The organism is Arthrobacter sp. ISL-28, from assembly GCF_018613875.1.
GTDB lineage: Bacteria > Actinomycetota > Actinomycetes > Actinomycetales > Micrococcaceae > Arthrobacter.
On record NZ_JAGGPJ010000006.1, the window covers coordinates 11,002 to 31,191 of the forward strand.

The 20,190-nt window shown below is 60.1% G+C and carries 23 protein-coding genes and 2 pseudogenes; 10 read left to right on the plus strand and 15 right to left on the minus strand.

Going from position 1 to position 20,190, the window contains the following annotated elements; genetic code table 11:
* On the plus strand, positions 1-384 hold a 384-nt coding region (locus J7E80_RS03960), incomplete at its 5' end, for a hypothetical protein (protein WP_215050188.1).
* 159 nt (positions 385-543) lie between these two features.
* Entirely contained in the window at positions 544-972 is a 429-nt protein-coding gene (locus tag J7E80_RS03965) for a hypothetical protein (protein WP_215050189.1), read from the plus strand.
* 422 nt (positions 973-1,394) lie between these two features.
* On the opposite strand, the pseudogene J7E80_RS23655 reads toward J7E80_RS03965, so the two are convergent.
* Positions 1,395-1,603 (minus strand): annotated as a pseudogene (locus J7E80_RS23655) (Tn3 family transposase); the annotation flags it as partial.
* Positions 1,604-1,985: 382 nt separating this feature from the next.
* Between J7E80_RS23655 and J7E80_RS03975 the strand changes: the two are divergent.
* The 3 genes and pseudogenes from J7E80_RS03975 (at position 1,986) to J7E80_RS24565 (ending at position 4,318) form a co-directional block, all read left to right on the plus strand.
* Positions 1,986-3,398 (plus strand): MFS transporter, encoded by a 1,413-nt coding sequence (locus J7E80_RS03975; protein WP_215050191.1) that lies wholly within the window; start codon positions 1,986-1,988, stop codon positions 3,396-3,398.
* 327 nt (positions 3,399-3,725) lie between these two features.
* A pseudogene (locus J7E80_RS24560) lies at positions 3,726-3,938 on the plus strand (ChbG/HpnK family deacetylase); the annotation flags it as partial.
* Entirely contained in the window at positions 3,938-4,318 is a 381-nt protein-coding gene (locus J7E80_RS24565; RefSeq protein WP_215050192.1) for a ChbG/HpnK family deacetylase, read from the plus strand. The pseudogene J7E80_RS24560 and the gene J7E80_RS24565, both read left to right, overlap by 1 nt.
* A gap of 170 nt (positions 4,319-4,488) precedes the next feature.
* Here J7E80_RS24565 and J7E80_RS03990 read toward each other — a convergent pair.
* The 7 genes from J7E80_RS03990 to J7E80_RS04020 form a co-directional block, all read right to left on the minus strand.
* Positions 4,489-5,401, minus strand: a protein-coding gene (locus tag J7E80_RS03990; protein ID WP_396020724.1) for an IS5 family transposase whose coding sequence is annotated in 2 segments (ribosomal slippage) — positions 4,489-5,026 and positions 5,025-5,401 — 915 coding nt in all. Because the reading frame shifts where the segments join, the coding sequence is not laid out codon by codon here.
* A 315-nt stretch (positions 5,402-5,716) separates the two neighbouring features.
* Complete coding sequence (locus J7E80_RS03995) at positions 5,717-6,190, minus strand: VOC family protein (RefSeq protein ID WP_215050193.1); 474 nt, start codon at positions 6,188-6,190, stop codon at positions 5,717-5,719.
* Positions 6,187-6,630, minus strand: a complete 444-nt coding sequence (locus tag J7E80_RS04000) for a RidA family protein (protein ID WP_215050194.1) — start codon at positions 6,628-6,630, stop codon at positions 6,187-6,189. The genes J7E80_RS03995 and J7E80_RS04000 overlap by 4 nt, the downstream gene beginning before the upstream one ends.
* A 99-nt stretch (positions 6,631-6,729) precedes the next feature.
* Positions 6,730-7,554 (minus strand): carbon-nitrogen hydrolase family protein, encoded by an 825-nt coding sequence (locus J7E80_RS04005; RefSeq protein ID WP_215050195.1) that lies wholly within the window; start codon positions 7,552-7,554, stop codon positions 6,730-6,732.
* A gap of 26 nt (positions 7,555-7,580) precedes the next feature.
* Positions 7,581-8,624 carry a threonine/serine dehydratase gene (locus J7E80_RS04010; RefSeq protein WP_285291799.1) on the minus strand — a complete coding sequence of 348 codons (1,044 nt, stop codon included), beginning with the start codon at positions 8,622-8,624 and terminating at the stop codon, positions 7,581-7,583.
* Entirely contained in the window at positions 8,617-9,636 is a 1,020-nt protein-coding gene (locus J7E80_RS04015; protein WP_215050197.1) for an agmatinase family protein, read from the minus strand. The genes J7E80_RS04010 and J7E80_RS04015 overlap by 8 nt, the downstream gene beginning before the upstream one ends.
* Before the next feature lie 220 nt (positions 9,637-9,856).
* The gene (locus J7E80_RS04020; RefSeq protein WP_215050198.1) at positions 9,857-10,570 is read right to left on the minus strand and encodes a GntR family transcriptional regulator; all 714 of its coding nucleotides are present in this window, start codon (positions 10,568-10,570) and stop codon (positions 9,857-9,859) included.
* A gap of 172 nt (positions 10,571-10,742) precedes the next feature.
* Here J7E80_RS04020 and J7E80_RS04025 point away from each other — a divergent pair, with 172 nt between their 5' ends.
* From J7E80_RS04025 to J7E80_RS24215, 3 genes are read left to right on the plus strand one after another with little or no spacing between them, the layout of a single operon-like run.
* A complete protein-coding gene (locus J7E80_RS04025) occupies positions 10,743-11,303 on the plus strand; it encodes an ABC transporter substrate-binding protein (protein ID WP_215050199.1) in 561 nt (186 codons plus the stop codon).
* On the plus strand, positions 11,290-11,598 hold the full coding sequence (locus J7E80_RS04030) for a transporter substrate-binding domain-containing protein (RefSeq protein WP_251036441.1): 309 nt from the start codon (positions 11,290-11,292) through the stop codon (positions 11,596-11,598). Before J7E80_RS04025 ends, J7E80_RS04030 begins: the two co-directional genes overlap by 14 nt.
* A gap of 27 nt (positions 11,599-11,625) precedes the next feature.
* The gene (locus J7E80_RS24215; RefSeq protein WP_215050201.1) at positions 11,626-13,140 is read left to right on the plus strand and encodes an amino acid ABC transporter permease/ATP-binding protein; all 1,515 of its coding nucleotides are present in this window, start codon (positions 11,626-11,628) and stop codon (positions 13,138-13,140) included.
* 75 nt (positions 13,141-13,215) lie between these two features.
* Here the strand turns inward: J7E80_RS24215 and J7E80_RS04040 are convergent, their stop codons facing one another.
* Positions 13,216-13,779 carry a DUF2511 domain-containing protein gene (locus J7E80_RS04040; RefSeq protein WP_311380760.1) on the minus strand — a complete coding sequence of 188 codons (564 nt, stop codon included), beginning with the start codon at positions 13,777-13,779 and terminating at the stop codon, positions 13,216-13,218.
* Between the two features lie 569 nt (positions 13,780-14,348).
* Here J7E80_RS04040 and J7E80_RS04045 point away from each other — a divergent pair.
* Positions 14,349-15,383 carry a zinc-dependent alcohol dehydrogenase family protein gene (locus tag J7E80_RS04045; RefSeq protein ID WP_215050202.1) on the plus strand — a complete coding sequence of 345 codons (1,035 nt, stop codon included), beginning with the start codon at positions 14,349-14,351 and terminating at the stop codon, positions 15,381-15,383.
* Positions 15,384-15,992: 609 nt separating this feature from the next.
* Here J7E80_RS04045 and J7E80_RS04050 read toward each other — a convergent pair.
* Complete coding sequence (locus J7E80_RS04050) at positions 15,993-16,265, minus strand: DUF1990 family protein (protein ID WP_215050203.1); 273 nt, start codon at positions 16,263-16,265, stop codon at positions 15,993-15,995.
* Positions 16,258-16,662 (minus strand): MmcQ/YjbR family DNA-binding protein, encoded by a 405-nt coding sequence (locus tag J7E80_RS04055; protein ID WP_215050204.1) that lies wholly within the window; start codon positions 16,660-16,662, stop codon positions 16,258-16,260. The genes J7E80_RS04050 and J7E80_RS04055 overlap by 8 nt, the downstream gene beginning before the upstream one ends.
* A 45-nt stretch (positions 16,663-16,707) precedes the next feature.
* On the opposite strand from J7E80_RS04055, the gene J7E80_RS04060 reads away from it, so the two are divergent.
* Positions 16,708-17,736 (plus strand): isopenicillin N synthase family oxygenase, encoded by a 1,029-nt coding sequence (locus J7E80_RS04060; RefSeq protein ID WP_215050205.1) that lies wholly within the window; start codon positions 16,708-16,710, stop codon positions 17,734-17,736.
* Between the two features lie 20 nt (positions 17,737-17,756).
* On the opposite strand, the gene J7E80_RS04065 is transcribed toward J7E80_RS04060, so the two are convergent.
* The 4 genes from J7E80_RS04065 to J7E80_RS04080 form a co-directional block, all read right to left on the minus strand.
* The gene (locus J7E80_RS04065) at positions 17,757-18,182 is read right to left on the minus strand and encodes a CoA-binding protein (protein WP_215050206.1); all 426 of its coding nucleotides are present in this window, start codon (positions 18,180-18,182) and stop codon (positions 17,757-17,759) included.
* 204 nt (positions 18,183-18,386) lie between these two features.
* The gene (locus J7E80_RS04070) at positions 18,387-19,049 is read right to left on the minus strand and encodes a hypothetical protein (RefSeq protein WP_215050207.1); all 663 of its coding nucleotides are present in this window, start codon (positions 19,047-19,049) and stop codon (positions 18,387-18,389) included.
* A complete protein-coding gene (locus J7E80_RS04075) occupies positions 19,046-19,594 on the minus strand; it encodes an RNA polymerase sigma factor (protein ID WP_215050208.1) in 549 nt (182 codons plus the stop codon). The genes J7E80_RS04070 and J7E80_RS04075 overlap by 4 nt, the downstream gene beginning before the upstream one ends.
* A gap of 86 nt (positions 19,595-19,680) precedes the next feature.
* Positions 19,681-20,160, minus strand: a complete 480-nt coding sequence (locus J7E80_RS04080) for a hypothetical protein (RefSeq protein WP_215050209.1) — start codon at positions 20,158-20,160, stop codon at positions 19,681-19,683.
* Positions 20,161-20,190 lie beyond the last annotated feature (30 nt).

Here is a 20,190-nt window from a genome sequence, read left to right on the forward strand (position 1 = left end):
AACCCCAACCCCAACCCCAAACCCCCTCCGCCAACGGTGGTGATGACCTTGAAAGACACCGATGATGGAACATTTGCCGTGGTGGATATCGACGGTCATTCAGTAAATCGTCCGGTAGATGTGACCTTCCCCCTCAGAACGCCGGTTCAGATCGTGAACGGTTCGCCGAAAGACTGCAGTTTTCTTTTTGTGAATGGCCCAGGACCAGGTCAACCGGGATTTCCGACCCTGGCCGAAGGTGACAACAACGTCAATCTCAGCAGAGATGGGGGCACTGTGACCATCATGGGACCAGAGGAACAGACCTCCTACCCTCCATTTCTTTGTGCTGGAGACGAGACAAAATCAGAGGCTTTCACCATCAGGTTCGGTTCTGCGCAATGACTTGGGTGCCAACCGTCCGTTACCGTTAGCGACTCTAGCTTCCTGCATGCCCTGGATTACGGTGCGCCTTCCCGCCGCCAAGGTTAAGTGTTGCTCCTACCGGGTTGACGCACTTTTATAGTGGCAAGGCTTAATCGACTCAACGCTTAGCATTCCCAAATGGACCTTTCAGGGATTGTGGATGGAGAGAACGGCGGTCAGCTCCGCATCGAGTTGAACTCGCGAAGGGAACTCAGCTTTCCGGAGCAGCGCCTAGTGGAACAGTGGCATGCTGCCGTCTACTTCGCTGACGACAGCGCTGACCTCGAGGATGAGGACGATGCCCAAATTGTCGGTCATGCACACGTCGTGAAGTGCCGTCTGGGTGAGCCAGCGGTCTTCGACATCTTAGATTCGCTGGAGCCTGATCTGCACGCCGTTAGCGCGGCCGTCATTGATCCTGTGTCCGGATGCCCAACCGAAGAAGTCGAGGATGAGGTCGAGGGTTTTGGGCAAGATTTTCTTATCCTCAACAGGGTACAGATGGCAAAAGGGTGGAGGGGAGAGGCATTGGCCGCTGGTTTGCTGCAGAAGTCATTAGCTCACTAAGCCCCGGTGCCGACTTCGTAGCGACCTATCCGGCCCCCATGGACGATTCAGACGGGTCGGCCCGGAAGAGCGCTGAGTCCAAGCTCAGAAGGGTTTGGAGTGACATCGGATTTCGGCCACTGGTTGGCGACGTAATGATCTTGGACTTAAACGAGGTCACGCTCGATGAAAAGCTACAAGAGCTGCGTCAGAAGTTTGGAGCCCTCTAGACGTAAGCATGATCCCGACGGCGATCGATCTGCAGAACCGCAGCGATAGCAGTTAAGCGAGTCGCGGCCCGATGAATATGTCAACGTGATTCAAGACCGGTGTGACGGCTTGAATCAGGACCACCCGCGACTCGCCGCTTGCTTGTGACGGGCCGGAGCGCAGCGAAGGTCCGTTTTGGTCCTGGTCCCTTAGGCTGAGCGCGTGGACGAGTCCATCCCGCCGGTGAGCAGATTCAGTCCGCTGGCACGTAGCGTTGCTGTTCGAAGGAACGGTCGCGGATCTCGCGGAGCCGGTTGAAGAACACTGCCCTGGCCAACGTGTTGCGGGCTTCGCCCCTGCAGGTCCACGGCAGCCATCGCAAATGGCCACGCCGGCCGAATTCGAGGCGGTCCACTACGCGTCCCCGCAACTCGTATGACTGCGGCACGGAACCTGCGCCGGTTCAGACAGACCCCGGTGAGCCGACGGATACAACCAATTAACATATCAAACACTTGACCGGATGAGGATGGGACCCTTAGAGTTCTCTGGTATATGAGTCATATGTCACACGTTGCCGACCCGGTCTCGAGGTTTGATCTCGATGGTTCGGCGCGAGGGTGGAAACCAAGGCCTTCCTGTATCCATCTCGAAGAGCAGTGATACATGACGACGCCGAAATCATCTCGCGAGTCCTGCGCGGCAATACCGGCTGGCGTCAAGCCAGTCGGCATCGTCCACCGGTCGCTAAGGGCTGCGGCTGTCGGTGCGTCTAGGAAACGGCGTCAGCGGTTTGCGCTGACGTCAGAAGGGAACAAATCTCTATGATCTATCCGACCGGGACGACGGCCTCCGTCGACACCTCCATATCAAAAGAGACCAGCTCCAAGTTCAAACGCCGCTTCATGGTGCGGCTTGTCGCTGTCTTCATCGGCGGGATGTTCCTCGATGGTTACATCCTCGGAATCATCGGCCCCGTCACCGGATCCATGCGGTCAGATCTCCAGCTCGACGCACTATCTCTGGGCATGATCGCTGCAGGCCCGCTGGTTGGTATCTTCGTCGGCTCCCCGCTGGCCGGCTGGGCTACCGACAAGTTCGGACGCAAGCCCATGTTCCTCGTGGACATGGGCCTGTTCCTGGTCGCCTCAGCGGCCCAGTTCTTCATAACCTCCGGAGACGGGGCCGTGATCCAGCTGGCCGCCATCCGGTTCTTAATGGGCGTCGCGATCGGCGGCGAGTACTCAATCGGTGGGCCATTGCTATCAGAGTTCTCCCCTCCAAAGCTCCGCGGGCGGTTGCTCGGGCTGACCCTGATCGCCTGGTACGTCGGTTTCATGGCGGCATTCATCATCGGCACGCTCCTGCACGACGCCGGCACCCCATGGCGCCTCGTACTCGGCACCTGCGCGATACTCGCACTCGTCCTGTTCCTCGCCCGCTTGGGCCTCCCCGAATCGCCGAGCTGGCTCATTACGAAGGGACGGCACGATGAAGCACTCGCGATCGCACACCGATATATCGAATCGCCCCAGATGCACGACAGCATCACCGGAGAGATGGATCTGAGGATGATCCAGGAGGCCCAAGCCGCGAAGAGTGGGACCAAAATCAAGAACGCCTCCTTCGGAATGCTGTTCTCGAGGCAGTACTGGCGCGCCACCGTCTTCACTGCAGGTTTTTGGTTCTGCGCGGTCACTCCGTACTTCGCGATCGCGACCTTCGCCGACGAGGTGCTCAACCAATTCGGCTTCGGCGGCGGCTGGGCCGGTGGAGTCGGCCTGTCCGCACTTGCGGTCGCGGGCGTTGTCACCAGCGTACTTCTGATTGACAAGCTCGGTCGCCGAATCCTCACTGTGCCCGGGCAGTGGCTCTGCGCGGGCATCCTGCTGGTCATCGGAGTCTGGGGGAACGCACCAGCGATCCTCGTGCTCGTCCTGTTTCTCGCCTTCTCCTACTTCAATGCCGGCTACACCACGATGACCCAGGTCTATCCGGCCGAGGTATTCCCCGGCCACCTGCGTGGCGTCGGCATGGGCTTCGCCGCGTCCTTCAGCCGCATCGGAGCCGCACTCGGCACCTTCGCCCTGCCATGGGCGATCGCCAACATCGGCATGGGCGCAACCATGGTCGTAGCCGCCGCCGTCGCATTACTCGGCGCAGTCCTCTCGCAATGGCTCGCGCCTGAGACGAAGGGGCGCACCCTCGCCGAAATCTCAGCAAACTTCTCCCACTGACACAGGGACTGCACGGTGACTTCGAGTCAGAGCTAAGAGCCATCATTCTTGCCCTGGTTTGGGGTAGGCGTGCCTACAGCACAGCTGCAGGCACGCCTAACGTTCATTCAGACCCGCCGCCCGAGCCACCTACTGGGGCGGGTAAGCTCCGTACTTGAACTGCCCAGAGTCATTCTGGAACCGGTATCCATAGCCTTGCTGGGACTGGTTCTTGCCGGTTCACTGCAATGGGGATTCCTCCCAGCAGCAGCTGCACCAGTAATCATCGCCGGTACAATCCTCTTCCTCGGCAGAAAAGCCCGAACACTCACCGCCAATAATGTTCGGATGCGGAGCTTGCTAATCAACGTTGACGACATCGGAATCTATCCAGAAGCGGTAGAGCCCGCGATTGAGGCGATCGAACACGGCGTGGCCGCATCTGGCAGTGTCATGGTCGTCTGCCCAGGGAGTGACTTGGCGCTGACCACCCTTCGCGATCACACGGAAATCCACGTTGGGGTACATCTGACATTGACCCGAGACTTCCCGGACTCGGCATGGTCGCCACTCACTGGAGGCGGCAGTATTCAGCGGGATGGGCTGCTCGCGCCATCGACCACCGAACAGAACTCTTGGCGCAGGCGCGGACAGACGATGTGGCGGTCGAGTTCCGGGCACAGCTCGAGAAGGCGCTCGAGGCTGGCATACGCGTTACCCATCTGGACTGGCACTGCCTTGCTGATGGTGGGCGAGAGGACATATTCGACGCCACGCTGCATCTTGCAGAGGAGTATCACGTCGAACTTCGAGCCTGGACTGATTACGGCCGACAGCAGCTGAGCTCTCACGGACGAGTTGCCCATAACCAGCCGTTCCTCGACAGCTTCAGCGTGCCAATCGATGACAAACTCCAACACTTGATCGATGCCGTCCGCTAGCTCCCGCAGGGTCTTAGCGAATGGGCCGTGCATCCAGCCGGGAACAACCCGTGCGACGAGGGGTCTAAGGTCCGTAGCTCTGACTACGACGTGCTCATGTCGCCGGCGTTTCGCCAGGCAATAGAGGACAACGAGATCGCCGTGACCGGATACGGCGTCCAAGCACCGCCCTAGGGTGTGTTGCTAAAGCTGGCTCCTAGCCAAGCGAGTGATGCTGCGAGCTGAACGGCGGCCAGGAAGTTGCGGGCGGTCTTGTCGGATCTCATGGCCAGACCGCGCCAGTTCTTGAGCCGGTTGAATCCACGTTCTACGACGTTGCGTCCCTTGTAGGCTTCGGCATCGAACGCTGGCGGCCGTCCGCCGGAGGAGCCCTTCCGTTTCCGGTTGGCCGTTTGGTCGGACTTCTCCGGGATGGTTGCCTTGATGCCTCGGTCGGCCAGCCAGGTGCGGTTGGCCTTGGAAGTGTAGCCCTTGTCTGCCAGGAGCCGGTCCGGGCGGGTGCGCGGTCTTCCCCGTCCCGGGCGCGGAACCCGGATCTGTTCCAGCGTGGCGGCCATCATGGTCATGTCGTTGATGTTGCCGGCGGTCAGGACGGCTGAGAGCATCCGCCCCTTGCCAGTGGCCATGTGAAGCTTAGACGTCAGTCCGCCGCGGGAGCGTCCGATCGCATGGTCAGGCGGTTCAAGGCCGAGTTTCATGTAATTCGAGAGCTCCCCCTGTGTGGCGGGGAAGTGTCGCACCGTGCTGGTGGACGCGCACGATCGTGGAGTCAATTGACGCGATCCAGTCAAGGTCGCCGAGGGTCTCGGCACGGGCCTGGACATGTTCGAGCACCCTCGTCCAAGTGCCGTCTTTGGCCCAGCGGTCGAAGTTCTTGAAGACCGTGTTCCAATTCCCGAATCGCTCGGGAAGATCCCGCCAGGGCGCCCCGGTCCGGAATTTCCACGCCGTGCCCTCCACGACAAGACGGCGGTCCACGACCGGGCGCCCGTTGCCTTTCCATGCCGGAAACAACGGCCCGATCACGGCCCACACCTCATCAGATACCAGAGAACGATTGCCCACCACCCCAGACAACCGCATCCGGACCTCAAAGGGGTTTAGCAACACACCCTAGCCGCAGATCGCGGTAACCCGGCCAGTACTTTGGCATTGCGAGGCACGATGAGCTGTCCTTCGTCCCAGCCCGTTAGTCGGTCGTCCACCGGAGGTTTGCAGCACTGATCAGGGGCCCTCTTCGCCTCAGCTTGTCATAATCTAGGTTATCGGCGTCCGAGTGGGACGAATAGAAGTAGATGTTGATGCAGGTCAGCCGGATGCTGACATCTCGACGTCCCTCCACAAACCAATGGCCTTTAACGATCCTGATCATCTGGAGGTGTGGGAAGAACGCTTTGGCTAGCTGCGAGTGGACCAGTTTTGCAGCTCGATAAAGTTGCCTTCCGGATCGCTAACGTAGCACCACGTGACTTGACGACCATCACTCGTTTGGAAGGTGACAATGTCGCCGACGCTCGCCCCACCGTTCTTACGCACGGATTCCCGCGCGGCGTCTACGTCGTCGACCATGAACGCGATATGACCCCAGCCGGTACGATTGGCTGTCGGCGTACCACCCTCCACGTTCTCACGGTACGTGTAGATCTCAAGGGTCGGTCCGGTGTCGCCGGTACCTGGGAGTCGCATGTGCACGCCACGCAACGCCGCCCCATGAACAGCGGTTCCCCGCTCAAGATCCGGACCGCCTTGGTCGCGCTCTGGCGGGACAACTTCGCACCCGAAGACTCGCTGATAGAAGTCAGCGAGTCGCCGCCAATCGGCGGCAATTACATTGACGTGGCCGAATCGGGCGCCGTGGGGAGCGTTGTTCATGTTCTCGGTGCTTGTGAGTTCGTCGCTGCCGCCGTTGTTGTTGCTCCGGCGCCAGCACCGGGAACATTGGCGTATGCTAGGGCATCGATTTCCACCTTAAGCCCTGGCATGAGTTTAGCGAATACGGTGGTTCTTGCGGGAAAGGGGGATGGCATCATTTCACGGTACACCGCGTTCATAACCTCGAAGTCTGCTTCATCGGTGAGAAACACTCCCACTCGGAAGATCGATGTGAGGTCTGCACCGGACTCTTCCAAGACGGCAGCGAGATTGCGAATAGCCTGGCGTGTCTGTTCTGCAACACCCTCTCCTACCGGCAGGCTTGTCCGCGGATCCACGCCTACTTGTCCGGCGGTGGCTATAAAGGGTCCGGCCTGCACTGCATGACTGTACGGGCCAGCTGGGGCCGGGTTTTTGGATCCGGCAATATAGGTAGCCATTTTTATTCTCTTCCTAAAATGTATTGGTCTCGGCGAACAAGAATTGGATCTCCGGATCGGATAGATTGACGTTGCGGGTGTGATAGTTCGTTTAAGCCTTTACGTGGGCTGTATCAGAGGATTGTTGCGTAATTGCACATGGAACCTTCTATTGTTCACGGACGGGTTCAGCCTTCGCGCAAGTCGTACCTCTTCAGCATCTACAACCGCGGTAATTAACTCCGGCTTGTCGCCAGCCTGGGCAACGACTCTGCCAACAGGATCGATGATGCTGCTGTTCCCAACACTCCAAAACGGGCCTTGATTGGCCGCTATGACGTAGACAGTGTTCTCAATCGCCCTTGCTGCCGTTAGCGTCTTCCAATGAACCTCTTTGTAGGATCCCGTCATCCATGCGGCGGGAAGAATAATTGCCTGAACACCGGTGTCAATAAGAGCACGAAAGAGTTCAGGAAATCGCAGATCATAGCAAGTCGCAACGCCAAAGGTAATGTCCCCGACTTGAAAGGTGAGGAGTTCGCCGCGACTGTCGGGATGAGGCCCAGGGGTGATTTGCTTTGATTCTTGGACGTTAAACGCATCGTACAGATGGAGCTTGTCGTAGCGGCCCATCAACGACCCATCGTCTCCGATTGCAACTACGGTGTTGTAAGGGCGCCCTTCGGGGCCAGGCGTGAAAGTTCCGACGACAACACCGATAGCGTTGTCCCGCGCCGCGGTGCGCAACCCAGCTACAAACGGGCCGTCGATCGGCTCGGCTACCGCTGCCGGATCGAATTCTCCAGGAGGCGGGCACAACGATGCCTCGGGGAAAACCACGAGTGACGCCCCGGATTCCCGTGCATCCTGAATGAATTCCACGCAGACATCGAGATTAGACCGAACGTTTGGAGTGGACGTAAATTGAGCGACCGCTATTCTCATAGCGACTCCATTCTGTTAGTTGACCATTATTGCAGGGTGGCTATTGTGCCCATCCGGCTACGACTGTCTTCCGGCAGTGGCTGGGGTAACGGGAACTCGACATTGCCCCCGGTCAAAACTACAAGGGCTGGTCCGCCTCCTGGGATATCTCGGTTTAGCAGACCCGCCAGCGGAACGGCACCGGAAGGTTCAACCACCAATTTGAGTCGCTCCCAGATAAGACGCATGGCAGCATTTATCTCCTGGTCGCTCACCGTCACGACGGAGTGGAGGCGGCGCCTCATAATTTCGAATGTGAGTTCCCCTGGGCTGTTCGATCGAAGGGCATCGGCGACTGTTGCTGGCCCTTCAATAGATATGCGGCGGCCCAGCTTCCAGGATTGGTACGTGTCGTCGGCTCCCTCTGGCTCGACGGCAATCAGGCGTGCCGGCGAATGAGTTGCTTCGAGGGCCAGTGCGGTACCTGCCGTAAGGCCTCCACCGCCAACAGGGCACAAAACAACGTCAAGTTCGGTCATGTTCTGCTGAGTGACAGCTTCATATAAGCATGTTGATTGACCTGCAATTGTCAGCGCATGGTCGTAGGGTGGAATCTCGTGATACCCACTTGAACGGGCAATTGCGGTCGAGGCCGCATTGAGGTCGTCACTCCCCCCATCGATCATCTCGATGTGAGCGCCCTGGGCGCGCAAGCCAAATAGCTTGACCCCCAAGATGTCCTTGGGGACCACGATCGTTGCAGGAATCCGGAGCATGCGGGCCACGTAGGCGACGGCCTGCCCATGGTTGCCGCTGGAAGCGGCGACAACTCCCGTCAACTGATCTCCAAGCTGCTCCCGTAAGGCAACAATGTGATTCGTGGCTCCTCGCACTTTGTAGGAACCGGTGCGCTGGAGATTCTCGCATTTAAAGAAGACCTGCCGGCCGCAGAGTTGATCGATACTGGCGCTGGTCATCAGGGGTGTCTGATGAACCCACTTCGCGACTCTCGCACTGGCAGCTACGACGTCGCCAGTGCCAGGCAGGCCCGAGGGCCTGCCTGATCCCTGGACATCAGCATGGTCAGGCATTAATAGTGCTTTCGGTCAAGGAGATGGACTTGTCACCCTGTTCCCGGTCTTCTTTGAGACGCGAAGCCATGCCACCGAGCATGTAGATAGCTGCCCAAGCGGCCGTATGCGACGCCAGGGACGTGGGGTCGAGCGGGGGTAGCACTTCACAGTGATCGTAGCCAACAAGGTTGGACTGCTGTCCCAGGTAGCGGACAGCACGGAAGAGCTCGTAGGTGGTGAGACCGTTCGGGTCAGGCGGACCGCCAGGGTTGAAGGCTGCTTCGATAACGTCGCTGCAAATCGAGACATACACTCCGTCCGTGCCTTTGCTGGCGAGCGCGTGGGCTTCCTTGATAATGGCCTCAATGCCACGATCGCGAACGTCATTGATGGTCAGGATCTGAGCCCCGACTTCTCGCGCATACTCCCATTGGCCCTTGGTGTTTCGAGGTCCCCGGATTCCCGTATGAACGATGGTCGTGGGGTCTACCAAGTCGAGTTCTGCCATCCGGTGGAACTGGCAATTCCGGGCAAACCGGTCGCCCTCGTAAACGTCCTTGTTATCAAAGTGAGCATCAAGATGAACAACACCAATGCGCTTGCCGGTCGTCTCGGTGATGGCCTTGACAATCGGGTAGGCGATCGAATGGTCACCGCCGAAGGTTAGAGGGAATGCGCCGCCGTTGATGATCTTCGCAATGTGGCGCTCGATGCTGATAAAACTTCCAGGCTGATCCTGCATATTGACGACAACATCGCCGCAGTCGCCCAAAGTCAGCCATTCGAAAGCGTCGATGCCATATTCGGGCTGAAAACCGCTCAGTCTTACCGACGCATCACGAATGGTCTTCGGCGCGATGATGCAGCCCGTCCATCCTGCCCACGTGGGGCTGCCTTCCCACGGAACACCACTGATTGCGATGTCGATTCCATGCAGGTCTGCAGGGTCAACGGAAGGAACCCCGAAAGCTGTTGGAGTATCCCCGTACAAAATTTCCGTCGCCGCAGCCTCTGCGCGATAGTTTGCCATGCTCTTCCTTTCAATTTTCCACCCCTGGAGTTCAGCGATGGTGGCCTCATGACGAAGCCAAGTTCATGACGGACAAATGCCTTTGATCCTGTGGCTGGGGGCAGCGAGCCAGCGCCCGCTGCCTCCCCAGAGCCATCGGGGCTGCTGGCCTAATGACCTACTCGAGAGCATCCCTAGCCTGATGCGTTGCTAAGGGCAGGAACTTACTTCATTGGTTTGGTCAGCTGGATGTAGATGCAGACGCCAGTCCATCAGGTGAACGGCGAATGGCGTTGATAATGAGGGCTTCGGAGTCATCGAGATACCGGCTCAACTTGATGTGCGCCTCGTGGCGGTTGCCCTGCAGCAGCAGGTCCGCGATGCCCTTGTCTCTATCTACCCACTGCATTTGGAACGAAGGTTCATCCGTCATCACCCAGTTGACCAGTCGAAGCTGTGCCAGAACATTCGCAAAAAAGGCATCCAGCCTTGCTGAGCCGTTCAGTGCAGCGACGGCCTGATGAAAGCGCAAGCTCGCAGTACTTAGCTCACTCCAATCACTTTCCGCAGCTGCTCGCCTCGCTTCCTCGATTGCGGCAGAGATGTTCAGCATCTGCGCCTCTCCAGCGCGGGAAAGGCTGTCAACGCCGGAGAGCTCGAGAGTTCTGCGAATTATGTAGATCTCACGGGCATCGGCTTCTGATAGTCGACGAACAGCGCTTCCAGCATTCAGTCGAGTTGTAACCAGGCCCGCGGTCCCTAGTTGTTTCACCGCTTCTCGGAGGGTGTTCCGAGAAACGTCGAAGCGTTCTGCGAGCTCAAAGTCCTTCAGTCGTGCACCAGGTTTCAGGACTCCGCGGAGTATGTCATCTCGCAAAGCGGCCGCCACCCGATCGGCGGTCAGAACGTCGGCAGATCCAGCCACTTGCGATTGGCCGGAAGTCGCATTACTCACGATAACTCCTTTTTGCTGAACAATCCTGCTTGGTTCTAATCAAAGCACAGAGCGCTCCAACCGGCAAGAAAGCAGGTCCACACCCGCATAACGCCTGGCTTGATGGTGGGGCAGGAAAGAATTTCGGCTCGGGCATTGACGTGATTGCTGAACAATCGCTACTGTGATCCGCATGACACGGACTCCCCTATCTAGTCGGACGTCCGCCGGGTCGCTCGGCCGAAACTTCGCAATCGCTGCCGGCGCAACGGCTGCCTGCCTTCTTCTGGCTTCTTGCTCAAGCAGTGACGCTTCGAGCGGGTCGGCAGGCCAGTCGCTCGTCGTAGGGTCCGACCTGACCTACCCCCCGTATGCGTACTTCGAGGGATCAACTCCTGCCGGGTTCGACCCGGACATCACCAAAGCCATCGCGGACAAACTCCATATGAAGGTCGACTACAAGGACACACGCTTCGAGCAACTAATCCCCGGGTTGAAGTCGCGGAGCTTTGACGTAATTGCTTCCGCGCTTTACATCACTGCAGAGCGAGCCAAGGAAGTCGACTACATCCCCTACTTCTCGACTGGAAGCTCCATCCTGACCAAGGCGTCCGGCGAAAAGTTGTCTGATATTGGTGATCTTTGTGGCAAAAAAGTCGCCGTTATTAAGGGCGGCGTTCCCAGCAAGAATCTTGAAGCCGAGGCCGGTAAGTGCGTGGAATCGGGGCGAGCCGCCATCGATGCGCGTGCCTGACCCGGAGGCAACCCAAGCTTTGGTCTCAGGCCAGGTGGACGCGCAGATCAGCGATGCGGCTGTGGCGGGTCGCGTCAGTGAGAGCACACAGGGTGCCGTGAAGGTTACTAGCACCAAACTTTTGTATCCGATTCCGGTAGGCCTCGCCGTTACCAAGGGCAACACCGAGCTCAAGGGGAAGCTTGAACAGGGGCTTAAGGACCTCAAAGAGGACGGTACCTATCAGAAGCTTCTGTCCACCTACAACCTCGAGGAACCGGATGAATCCCAGGTCTCCGAGATTCTCGGCAAATAGCGATACGCCAGAGAGCAGGAGTTAAAAATGGATTGGAAATACACGATAAGCCTGCTGGGGTATGGCCCATTTTGGGAGGCTGCTCTGAAGGTTGTGCAACTTTCGTTGTTGGCGTGGATGATCTCCACGGTTCTGGGCATGCTCGTAGCTCTTGGCCGGCAGTCAAAGTTTCGGGTGTTGTCAGCCGCGTTAGGGACCTATGTGTGGTTATTCCGCAGTCTGCCGTTGTTGGTTTTGCTAATTTTCGTTTACAACGCACCCTCGGCTTTTCCCGAGCTAAAGCCGATTGTCGGAGATCCCTTTGTCGCCGGCTTGATCGCATTAGTGCTTTCTGAAACCGCCTATATCTCCGAAATTCACCGCGGCGGCATTCTTTCTGTAGCAAAGGGCCAGGGAGAAGCTGCCAGGGCACTGGGTCTGAGATGGCGTTCTGTACAGCTCCACGTTGTAATCCCCCAGGCGTTCCGTGTAGCTCTGCCGACCCTTGGCAATGAACTTGTGACGATCATCAAACTTACGTCTCTGGTCTCAGCTATCGCGCTTACCGAACTCCTGATGGTGGGACAACGGTTGTATAACCAGAACTTCAAAGTGCTTGAAACTCTCCTAGTGGTTGCGGTGTTCTACGTAATGCTCGTAACCGTCTTCGACGGCGGGTTGAAGCTGCTCGAGCGTCGACTTGACGTTGGCAATCGCCGTTCTGCAGTAACTTCATCTGCATCCGAGCCCGTCCTACTTCCAGCGCAAATCGGGCGTGAGAAAAAGGAGCACCACGGAGAAGTCCTTCTCTCGGCAAGGGGCACGACCAAAAGCTTCGGGAGTACCCGAGTACTGGGCGGTGTTGACTTGGACGTCCACAAGGGGGAGGTGATCGCCATCATTGGACCCTCGGGGTCCGGCAAGACCACCTTCCTCCGCACATTGAACGCGATGGAAAGCATCGATGGGGGCGAAGTCCTGTTCAAAGGGGAACCCGTCGGCTACGGGAAAACAAAGACCGGACATTATGTACCATCTCCCGACTCAGTCATCGCCGCCCAAAGGCAGCACATCGGTATGGTCTTCCAACAGTTCAATCTCTTCCCACATAAGACGGTTCTGGACAACGTCATATTCGCCGCCGTTGACCTCGGTCGGATGTCACGGTCCGAAGCTAAGGCACACGGACTTACATTGCTCCGCAAGGTCGGGATGGGCGAGCACGCTTCGAAATATCCCTATCAGCTTTCGGGAGGCCAGCAGCAACGTGTGGCCATCGCCCGCTCCCTGGCCCTGTCACCGGATGTCGTACTCTTCGATGAACCAACCTCGGCACTTGATCCCGAACTGATAGACGAGGTCCTTCGAGTCATGGCTGAACTGGCCGCTGACGGGCTGACCATGGTAATCGTCACTCACGAAATGCGGTTCGCAGAGCAAGTTGCGGATTGGGTTGTATTCATGGAGTCGGGTGTCATCGGCGAACAGGGGCCGGCGGTGGAGATATTTTCCTCCCCACGGAAGGAGCGCACCCGCACCTTTTTGGACCGCGTGAAAGTCTGAGGTCCTAGGTGCCCAGCGTTATGGTCTTGCCTTGGAGTTGCTAGGTAACACCGCAGGCAACAGAGGCTGGCGAGGTCATTTGCAAAGTGCAAGAGCCGCATCAATGACAGGGCTGATGTTGATTTTCAGACCGGAGACACCCGGATTCGCCGCCCAGATTGGATCAATGTCGAGATAGTTGCCGTGATCCTTGGCTGTGCCATTGGCTGCGTACGTCTTGCCGTCCGGAGCATCGACGACGGTGGCCACCTGCAGGTGGCGGCCGGCTACCGTGATGTCCTCACAGTGGGCCACGACGTAAGGAACTGTCAGCGGCCACTTATCTCCGAACGTGGTGCTGACGAGAAGACCTGGATCATTGGCTACCGCAGAGGGCACCTCGACCTCGGTGGGTGCCTTGGCAGCTGCTGGTGCATAGCCTGCACAGGTTTCGTCCTGTGGTTTGCCCAGTGTGACCGCGGGAAAGCTGACGACGACGTAGCCGGCGTTCCCGCCGAGCTTATCCGGACCTCCTCCTGGAGCCCAGGTGCGGTCAACGCAGATCTCGGATTCGTCAACGACGACGCCTTTGAAAGTCATGCCCTTCCAGATGGGCGCATTGGGAAGTTCAGCCTGGGCGGCGGCCTCCGCCTTGGTCACCCGAAGAAGCGGACGAAGAACAGCGTGGCCCTGGCCTACAAACGCGCCGACGAGATGGGTGTGCTCGTGAAGGAAGAGCCCGGCATGGGGTACCACCCGGCCGATAACGCCCCGCTAATCGGCCCCGGGCAGGTTTACGCTACGAGGACCGGCGTGATGTTCCACCCAGCGTGGTGCAGTCAGGTGGGGGAGCTGTGGGACTCAAACTCAAACCCAAGACGAATCCTGGTCGTCAACGAGGCTAGCGTAGGCACGCGGCGAAGGTGCGGCGCGTGCGACAAACAGCCGCTCATGTCTTCTTCGATTCAGAGTCAGGAGCAGTCCACGGACGCAAGCTCTTCAACGGTCTCCGCGAAGGTCCCGAAAACTTCACCGGAACCTGTCATTTCTTGACCCATGCTTCGAACGTCACTCCGGTTGGATTGCTCTTGGTGCGGCACATGACATCGGCCTGACCCTCCTGCCGCTCCACCGGCCGCAGTAAGTTTCACTGAGTCAACGCGGCGTGCGAGGATGTCGCCAGACCCCCACCGATCGGAGCGGGGCGAACCAAAGTATGTGGAGGACATGTGCGCGCGATTGTCATGGACCGGATCGCTGGGCCGCTGGCGGTTCAAGAAGTTGAAGAACCAAAAGTGCCGGTAGGTGGCGTGGTGATCACCGTCGCCGCCACCGGGCTGTGCCGCAGCGATTGGCACGCCTGGGCCGGTCATGACGAGATCGCACTGCCCCACGTCCCTGGCCACGAGTTCGCCGGCGTCGTCGCCGCTGTCGGTCCCGGTGTGACGCGGTGGGCTGTCGGCGACCGCGTGACAGCGCCCTTTGTCGAGGGTTGCGGGGCCTGCGAGTGGTGCCTCTCCGGCAACGCGCAGGTCTGCCCGGAGCAGCAACAGCCAGGCTTCACCCACTGGGGTTCCTTTGCCGAACAAGTCATGATCCACGCCGCGGACACCAATCTCGTGGCAATCCCCGAAGGCGTCAGCTTCGAGGCAGCGGCCAGCCTGGGCTGCCGTTTCGCGACCGCCTACCGTGCACTCACCGGACGGGCCCGCCTCGTCGCCGAAGAATGGGTCACCATCGTGGGGGCAGGCGGTGTGGGGCTCAGTGCCGTCATGATCGCCAAGGCGCTCGGCGGCAAGGTCATCGCCATCGACCGGAACACAGGCGCCCTCGATGCGGCGGCTTCCCTCGGCGCCGACCACGTCCTGGTCGCGGACGGCTCAGACATCCCGGCACAGGTCCACGCGATCGCGGGAGGAAGCCATGTTTCCATCGACGCCGTCGGCAGCGAGCAGACTTGCGCCGACGCGCTCCTGAGCCTTCGCCGCCGCGGCCGGCACGTCCAGGTCGGCCTACTACCGCCCGTTGAGGGTCACCCCCGCGTGCCCATGGCCCGCGTGATCGCATGGGAACTGGACGTGTTCGGAAGCCACGGAATGCCCGTGGCAGACTACCAAGGGATGCTGGCCCTGATCGAATCAGGGGCACTTGAACCTCAGAAGCTCATCGAGCGCATCATCGGCCTGGACGAGGCGGCTGACATGCTGCCACGCCTTGACACCGCGAACGTCGCGGGCATGACCATGATCGATCCGACACGCTGATACTTCGGACGACGAAAGATCGCTATTCTGCTGGCCAGACCTGCACCAGATAGTGCTCGGCGACCTCTGTGGCGACCAGGTGCCTCATCCGGCCGAAATCTGGCCAGCATTCCGCGCCACGCCCAATACCTGCCCACAACTGGACCAAGACCGGTCAAGATTGACCTCATTTCGTCCAGCAAAAACAGCGCTGACCGACAACGGGCCAGTTTGGGCGGAAGGTGACCAGCGATAGCCCAGAAACAGCCCGCAGCGGGACAGTCCGGCTTTCCGCTGCGTTGATGGCTAGTTTCGCTGCTGCAGAGGTGCTGAGAGCGCCCAGCCAGCCCACTCGCTTCCTATCACTGGACATCAGTGACCAGTATCCGGCCACAAGTGGCCAAGCCATTGCAGCCTTCGGGCTGCAATTTTTTTCTCCCACGCACTCTGGCGAGTGCATGCAGAAGCGGATGCGCGGTGCTAAAAGGAGCGAGGGGCGGGGGCGGTTGGCGATGCACTGGCCGCATTGCCCACTGCTCGCCAGGTGCTTCAGGAGTCCGGTTGCCTCGAGCTAACAAGGATCCCCCAAAGCAGATCCGGATCTCCTTGTTAGCTCGTGACAACCGTGTGTCAGAGAGTAATACGGAACGGCCCGACGCCGAATCCGCTCACCACGCGCGCGCCGGGAACCACGACGTCGGACTCGGTCCGGACCTTCAGGCCGGACCGGCGCTGCAGTTCCCAGGTGAGAATGCCCTGGGCCACCCTGCGGTACGTGGCGAGGCCCTCACCGAGGTACGCCTGCGTCACCAGGCACGGGAAACCCTTCGGCGGGGGTCCGTCCTCTGTGGAACCGATGCCCGGATAGTTGAGTTCACCTCGAGCCAGACGCTTTTCAGTCATTGCCCACCAGCCGGGCCCAACCGAGTTGTTCCCGCTGTTTGCGGCTCAGTGAAGCGACCACGAGGTCATAGGAATCCTCCACCATGTCGCGGATCATGGAATCAGGCAGGGAACCGTCGAGCCGGACGCCGTTCCAGTGTGTCTTGTTCATGTGCCACGCGCCGGTGATTTCGGGATGCGCCGCCCGGAGCTGCTCGGCCAGCGCGGGCTCGCACTTGAGGCTCACCGACCAGTCGGCCAGATCCATCGTGGACGCCGCGAACATTTTGGCCTCCTGCCGGGCGCCTCCGGATACTGCCGCCCGGACTTTGAAGACGGATGTTTCCGGGCCGAAGGGAAAGTCCTCGAAGGCACCGGGAAACGACAGGCAGATTTCCCTCAATTCAGCTGGATCCATGCAGCGAGCCTACAAAGCCTTCTTCCACGGTGCTAGTCTGCGAGCATGTCACCTGTTCAGGAGACCATACCCGTGCTGGACCTGGGCGCCGCACGTCAGGCCGATGGGTCATTCAGTCCGGAATTCATTGAGCAGCTCCGCGATGCCACGCACCGGGTTGGCTTCTTCCAAGTCACCGGCTACGGGGGCGCTCCTGGCCAGGCAGAGGATCTGCTGGCAATCATCAAGCGCTTCTTTGATCTGCCCCTCGAGGAGCGGATGAAGCTGGATAACCGGCTCTCGCCGCATTTCCGCGGCTATACCCGGATGGGGACGGAAATCACGCAGGGAAGGGCGGACGCACGGGAGCAGATCGACTACTCCCCTGACCGCGAACCCGTCACGGATTATCCCCCTGAGCAGCCGTACTGGCTCCTCCAGGGCCCCAACATGTGGCCGGATGAAGCGCTGCCCGAGCTGGAGCCGGCGGCGATGGGCTGGGCGGAGCTGATGTCCAAGGTGGGGAATGAACTATTGCGGGCGATCGCCGTCTCCCTCGAGCTGCCGGAGGACTACTTTGACGAACCCTTCCGGGATACACCGGCGTGGATGGGCAAGCTGGTGCACTACGTCGGCGGGGTGGTGGAAGCGGCAGGCGATCAGGGTGTCGGATCGCACGCGGACTACGGCTTTGTCACCCTCCTGCTTCAGGATGATGTGGGCGGACTGGAAGTACTTCCGCCCGGAGCCAGCGAATGGGTTCCCGTGGAACCCCTTCCCGGAGCTCTTGTGGTGAACCTTGGCGAAATGCTGGAAGTGGCCACCGAGGGCTACCTGGCCGCCACCATCCACCGGGTGCAGGCACCGCCCCCAGGTGTGGATCGTTACTCTGTACCGTTCTTCTGGTCGCCACGGCTGGACGCGGTGATCGATCCGGTACCCCTTCCACCGAAGCTGAAGGCAGAGGCCCGCGGGATTTCCGATGACCCCGCCAACCCGATGCTCGCCTCCTTTGGCCTGAACATGCTCAAGGGGCGGATGCGCGCCCATCCTGATGTGACCGAGCGCCACTACCCGGAGTTTATGAAGGCCTGATCACAGCACCAGTTGCCAGCTTAGAGCCCGAAGTGCCAGCCTTCGCGGGCAGGACAGGAGTTCACCACGACGTCCAGCCCGGCGGCCTTGGCACGCTCTACGGCGGCGTCGTCGAAAACACCCAGCTGAAGCCAAACCGCCTTGGCTCCCACCGCGATTGCCTGATCGATGACAGGTCCCACCTTCTGGGAGTTCACAAAGCACTCCACGACGTCGATCGGGTGCTTTTCCTGCGGAATCTCGGCCAGCGACCGGTACCCCTTTTCCCCATGGACGTCGTCCCCATGCAGGTTAACCGGGATGATCTCCATCCCCATGCGGTCGCGGACATACAGGGCCACGTCATAGGCCGACCGCCACTGGTTGGTGCTGAGACCGACGATGGCCCATGTCCCTTTGGTTCGCATGAGGCGTTCGATGACTGCTGGATCGTTAACGTGTGCCATGCATCTAGCCTACGCCTGCGGCGTTTCGTCCGGTTTACCGAACAAATGAATGAATGGCTGCGGCACCGGGAAAGTGAAAGTGCCGGGCTGGAAACTGATGGGGGACACCTTCCAGCCCGGCTCTTTCATAGAGGTAATCGTCGGGAACGCTCGCCAGGTTACTCGGATCTCAAAAAAAGATTGAAAAGTTTTTCCATCGTGGCTTTACGGCTTAGCCGGGGTCGGGTGCTCGATGGGCGCCGGCTGGGTGGGGACCGCTGTCCGCGGGTCTGACGGCAGCTTCGGGCTCGTGCCAGGGACGTCCGGCAACTGCGACGAGACCGCTCGGCCTTTGGTCCGTGTGTCACCCGGAAGGGTTATTCCGTTGCCGGGGGCGCGCGGGGTCACACGGGCGGTCTGGCCTGGTGACGCCTCGGTGGGCGACGCGGCCCCCGTCGTCGAGGGAGCAGGCGAGGGCATCGGCAGGACCGGCACATCCGCTGGTGAAGGACTCACAACGTCAGCCTTCTTGGGAGCGGTGGCGTCATCAGCGGCCGGGAAAAACTGCACCACGGTGTGGCCCACACTACGGCGGAAATCTTCGCTGGAGGCGGCAACGGCGCCGGCACCGAGGCCCATCGCTCCAACCACGGCGGCGCCGACGACAACGCCCATCCTGCGCTGCCTCCTGCGGCAGGCTGGTTCAAGGCTGGACACCCCCGGCGTTAGCAGGGCCCTGAGGTCCGCTCGGGGTTCCGGCGGTCCCTCCAGCGCGAGTGCACGCAGGTCTTCCAGCGTACTGCGGAGATCAGCGTCCTCTTCGAAGCCGGAATCGCGGAGAATCGCCTGGATCTCGCCGTCTTCCCGGCCCGTCGGCGTGGCACTCATGATGGCGTGTGGTCCTTATCCTTGACGAGTTCGCGCAAGGCGATGAGCCCGCGCCGCTGAAGCTGTTTGACGGCGCCCGGGGTCTTGTTCATGATGCCGGCCACCTGTTCGACGGAGAGGTCCGCGACGATCCGCAGGATCAGGACCTCCCGTTGCTCGTCGTTGAGCATGGAGAGGGTGGACGAGATGCCACCCAGCGAGCCGAGGACGTCGTCCTCGGCAGAGTTCGAAAACCGCCTGTCCTGCAACGGGTCGTATTCCGTCAGCTGCGGAGTTCTGGCGGACCGGCGGCGGTAGTCCACGAGCCGGGCATGTGCAATGGAGAAAAGGAAGGTCCGGAGGCCAGCGTGGCCGCCTTTGATACCCGTCAGTTTTGGAAGGACATCCACGAACACGTCTTGTGTCAACGCTTCGGGATCATCCACGCCGCGGGCCCGGAAATAGCCGAGCACAGCGGGCGACATGGTGCTGTAGACGGCGCTGAAGCCGGAAGGTTCGCCGGCAAGGGCTGCCGACAATTCGTCATCGGTCAGCTGAGCTGCCAAGGAGCTGTCCTTCCCTTGCTGCTGGTGTGCGGCGGTAGTAAGCCTAGCCGCCGCACACCGTAAGCCCCTAGTCGGGAAGTCCCTTGTTACTTGCCGGACTTCGGCAGGTCCGCAGAAGCGTCTGCCTCAGCGCGGACCTCGGCATCGGCAGACACCGACGGCGCGGCCGGCTTGCCAACCTGCTCCGAAACATCCGGGACAGCCGGGGTGGCAGGGGTAGCCGGAACGCCTGCACCACCGGGAACGGCGGGGGTAGCGGGGATCGCTGCCTTCAGCTCGGCCTTGGCGTTGCTGTCAGCGCCTGAAGCGTCAAGCTTGGCCTCAGCGGAGTCGTCGTCCGTCGCAGCGTCAGCGTCAGCGTCAGACTTGACGGACGGGGACGCCGGAACTGCGGGCACAGCCGGGGCCTCGGAAGTAGCGGGAACGGCGGGCGTAGCGGGGGTCACCTCTGCATGCTGTGAGCTGGCAACCTGGGCTGCATTCGCCAGCCCGATGCTGGAGAAACCTCCGACAGCGATGATGGCGGCGCCGACAGCAATCTTGGTGGTCTTGCTAACACTCTTCATAAGAAAAAAACATCCTTTGGTTGGTTGAAG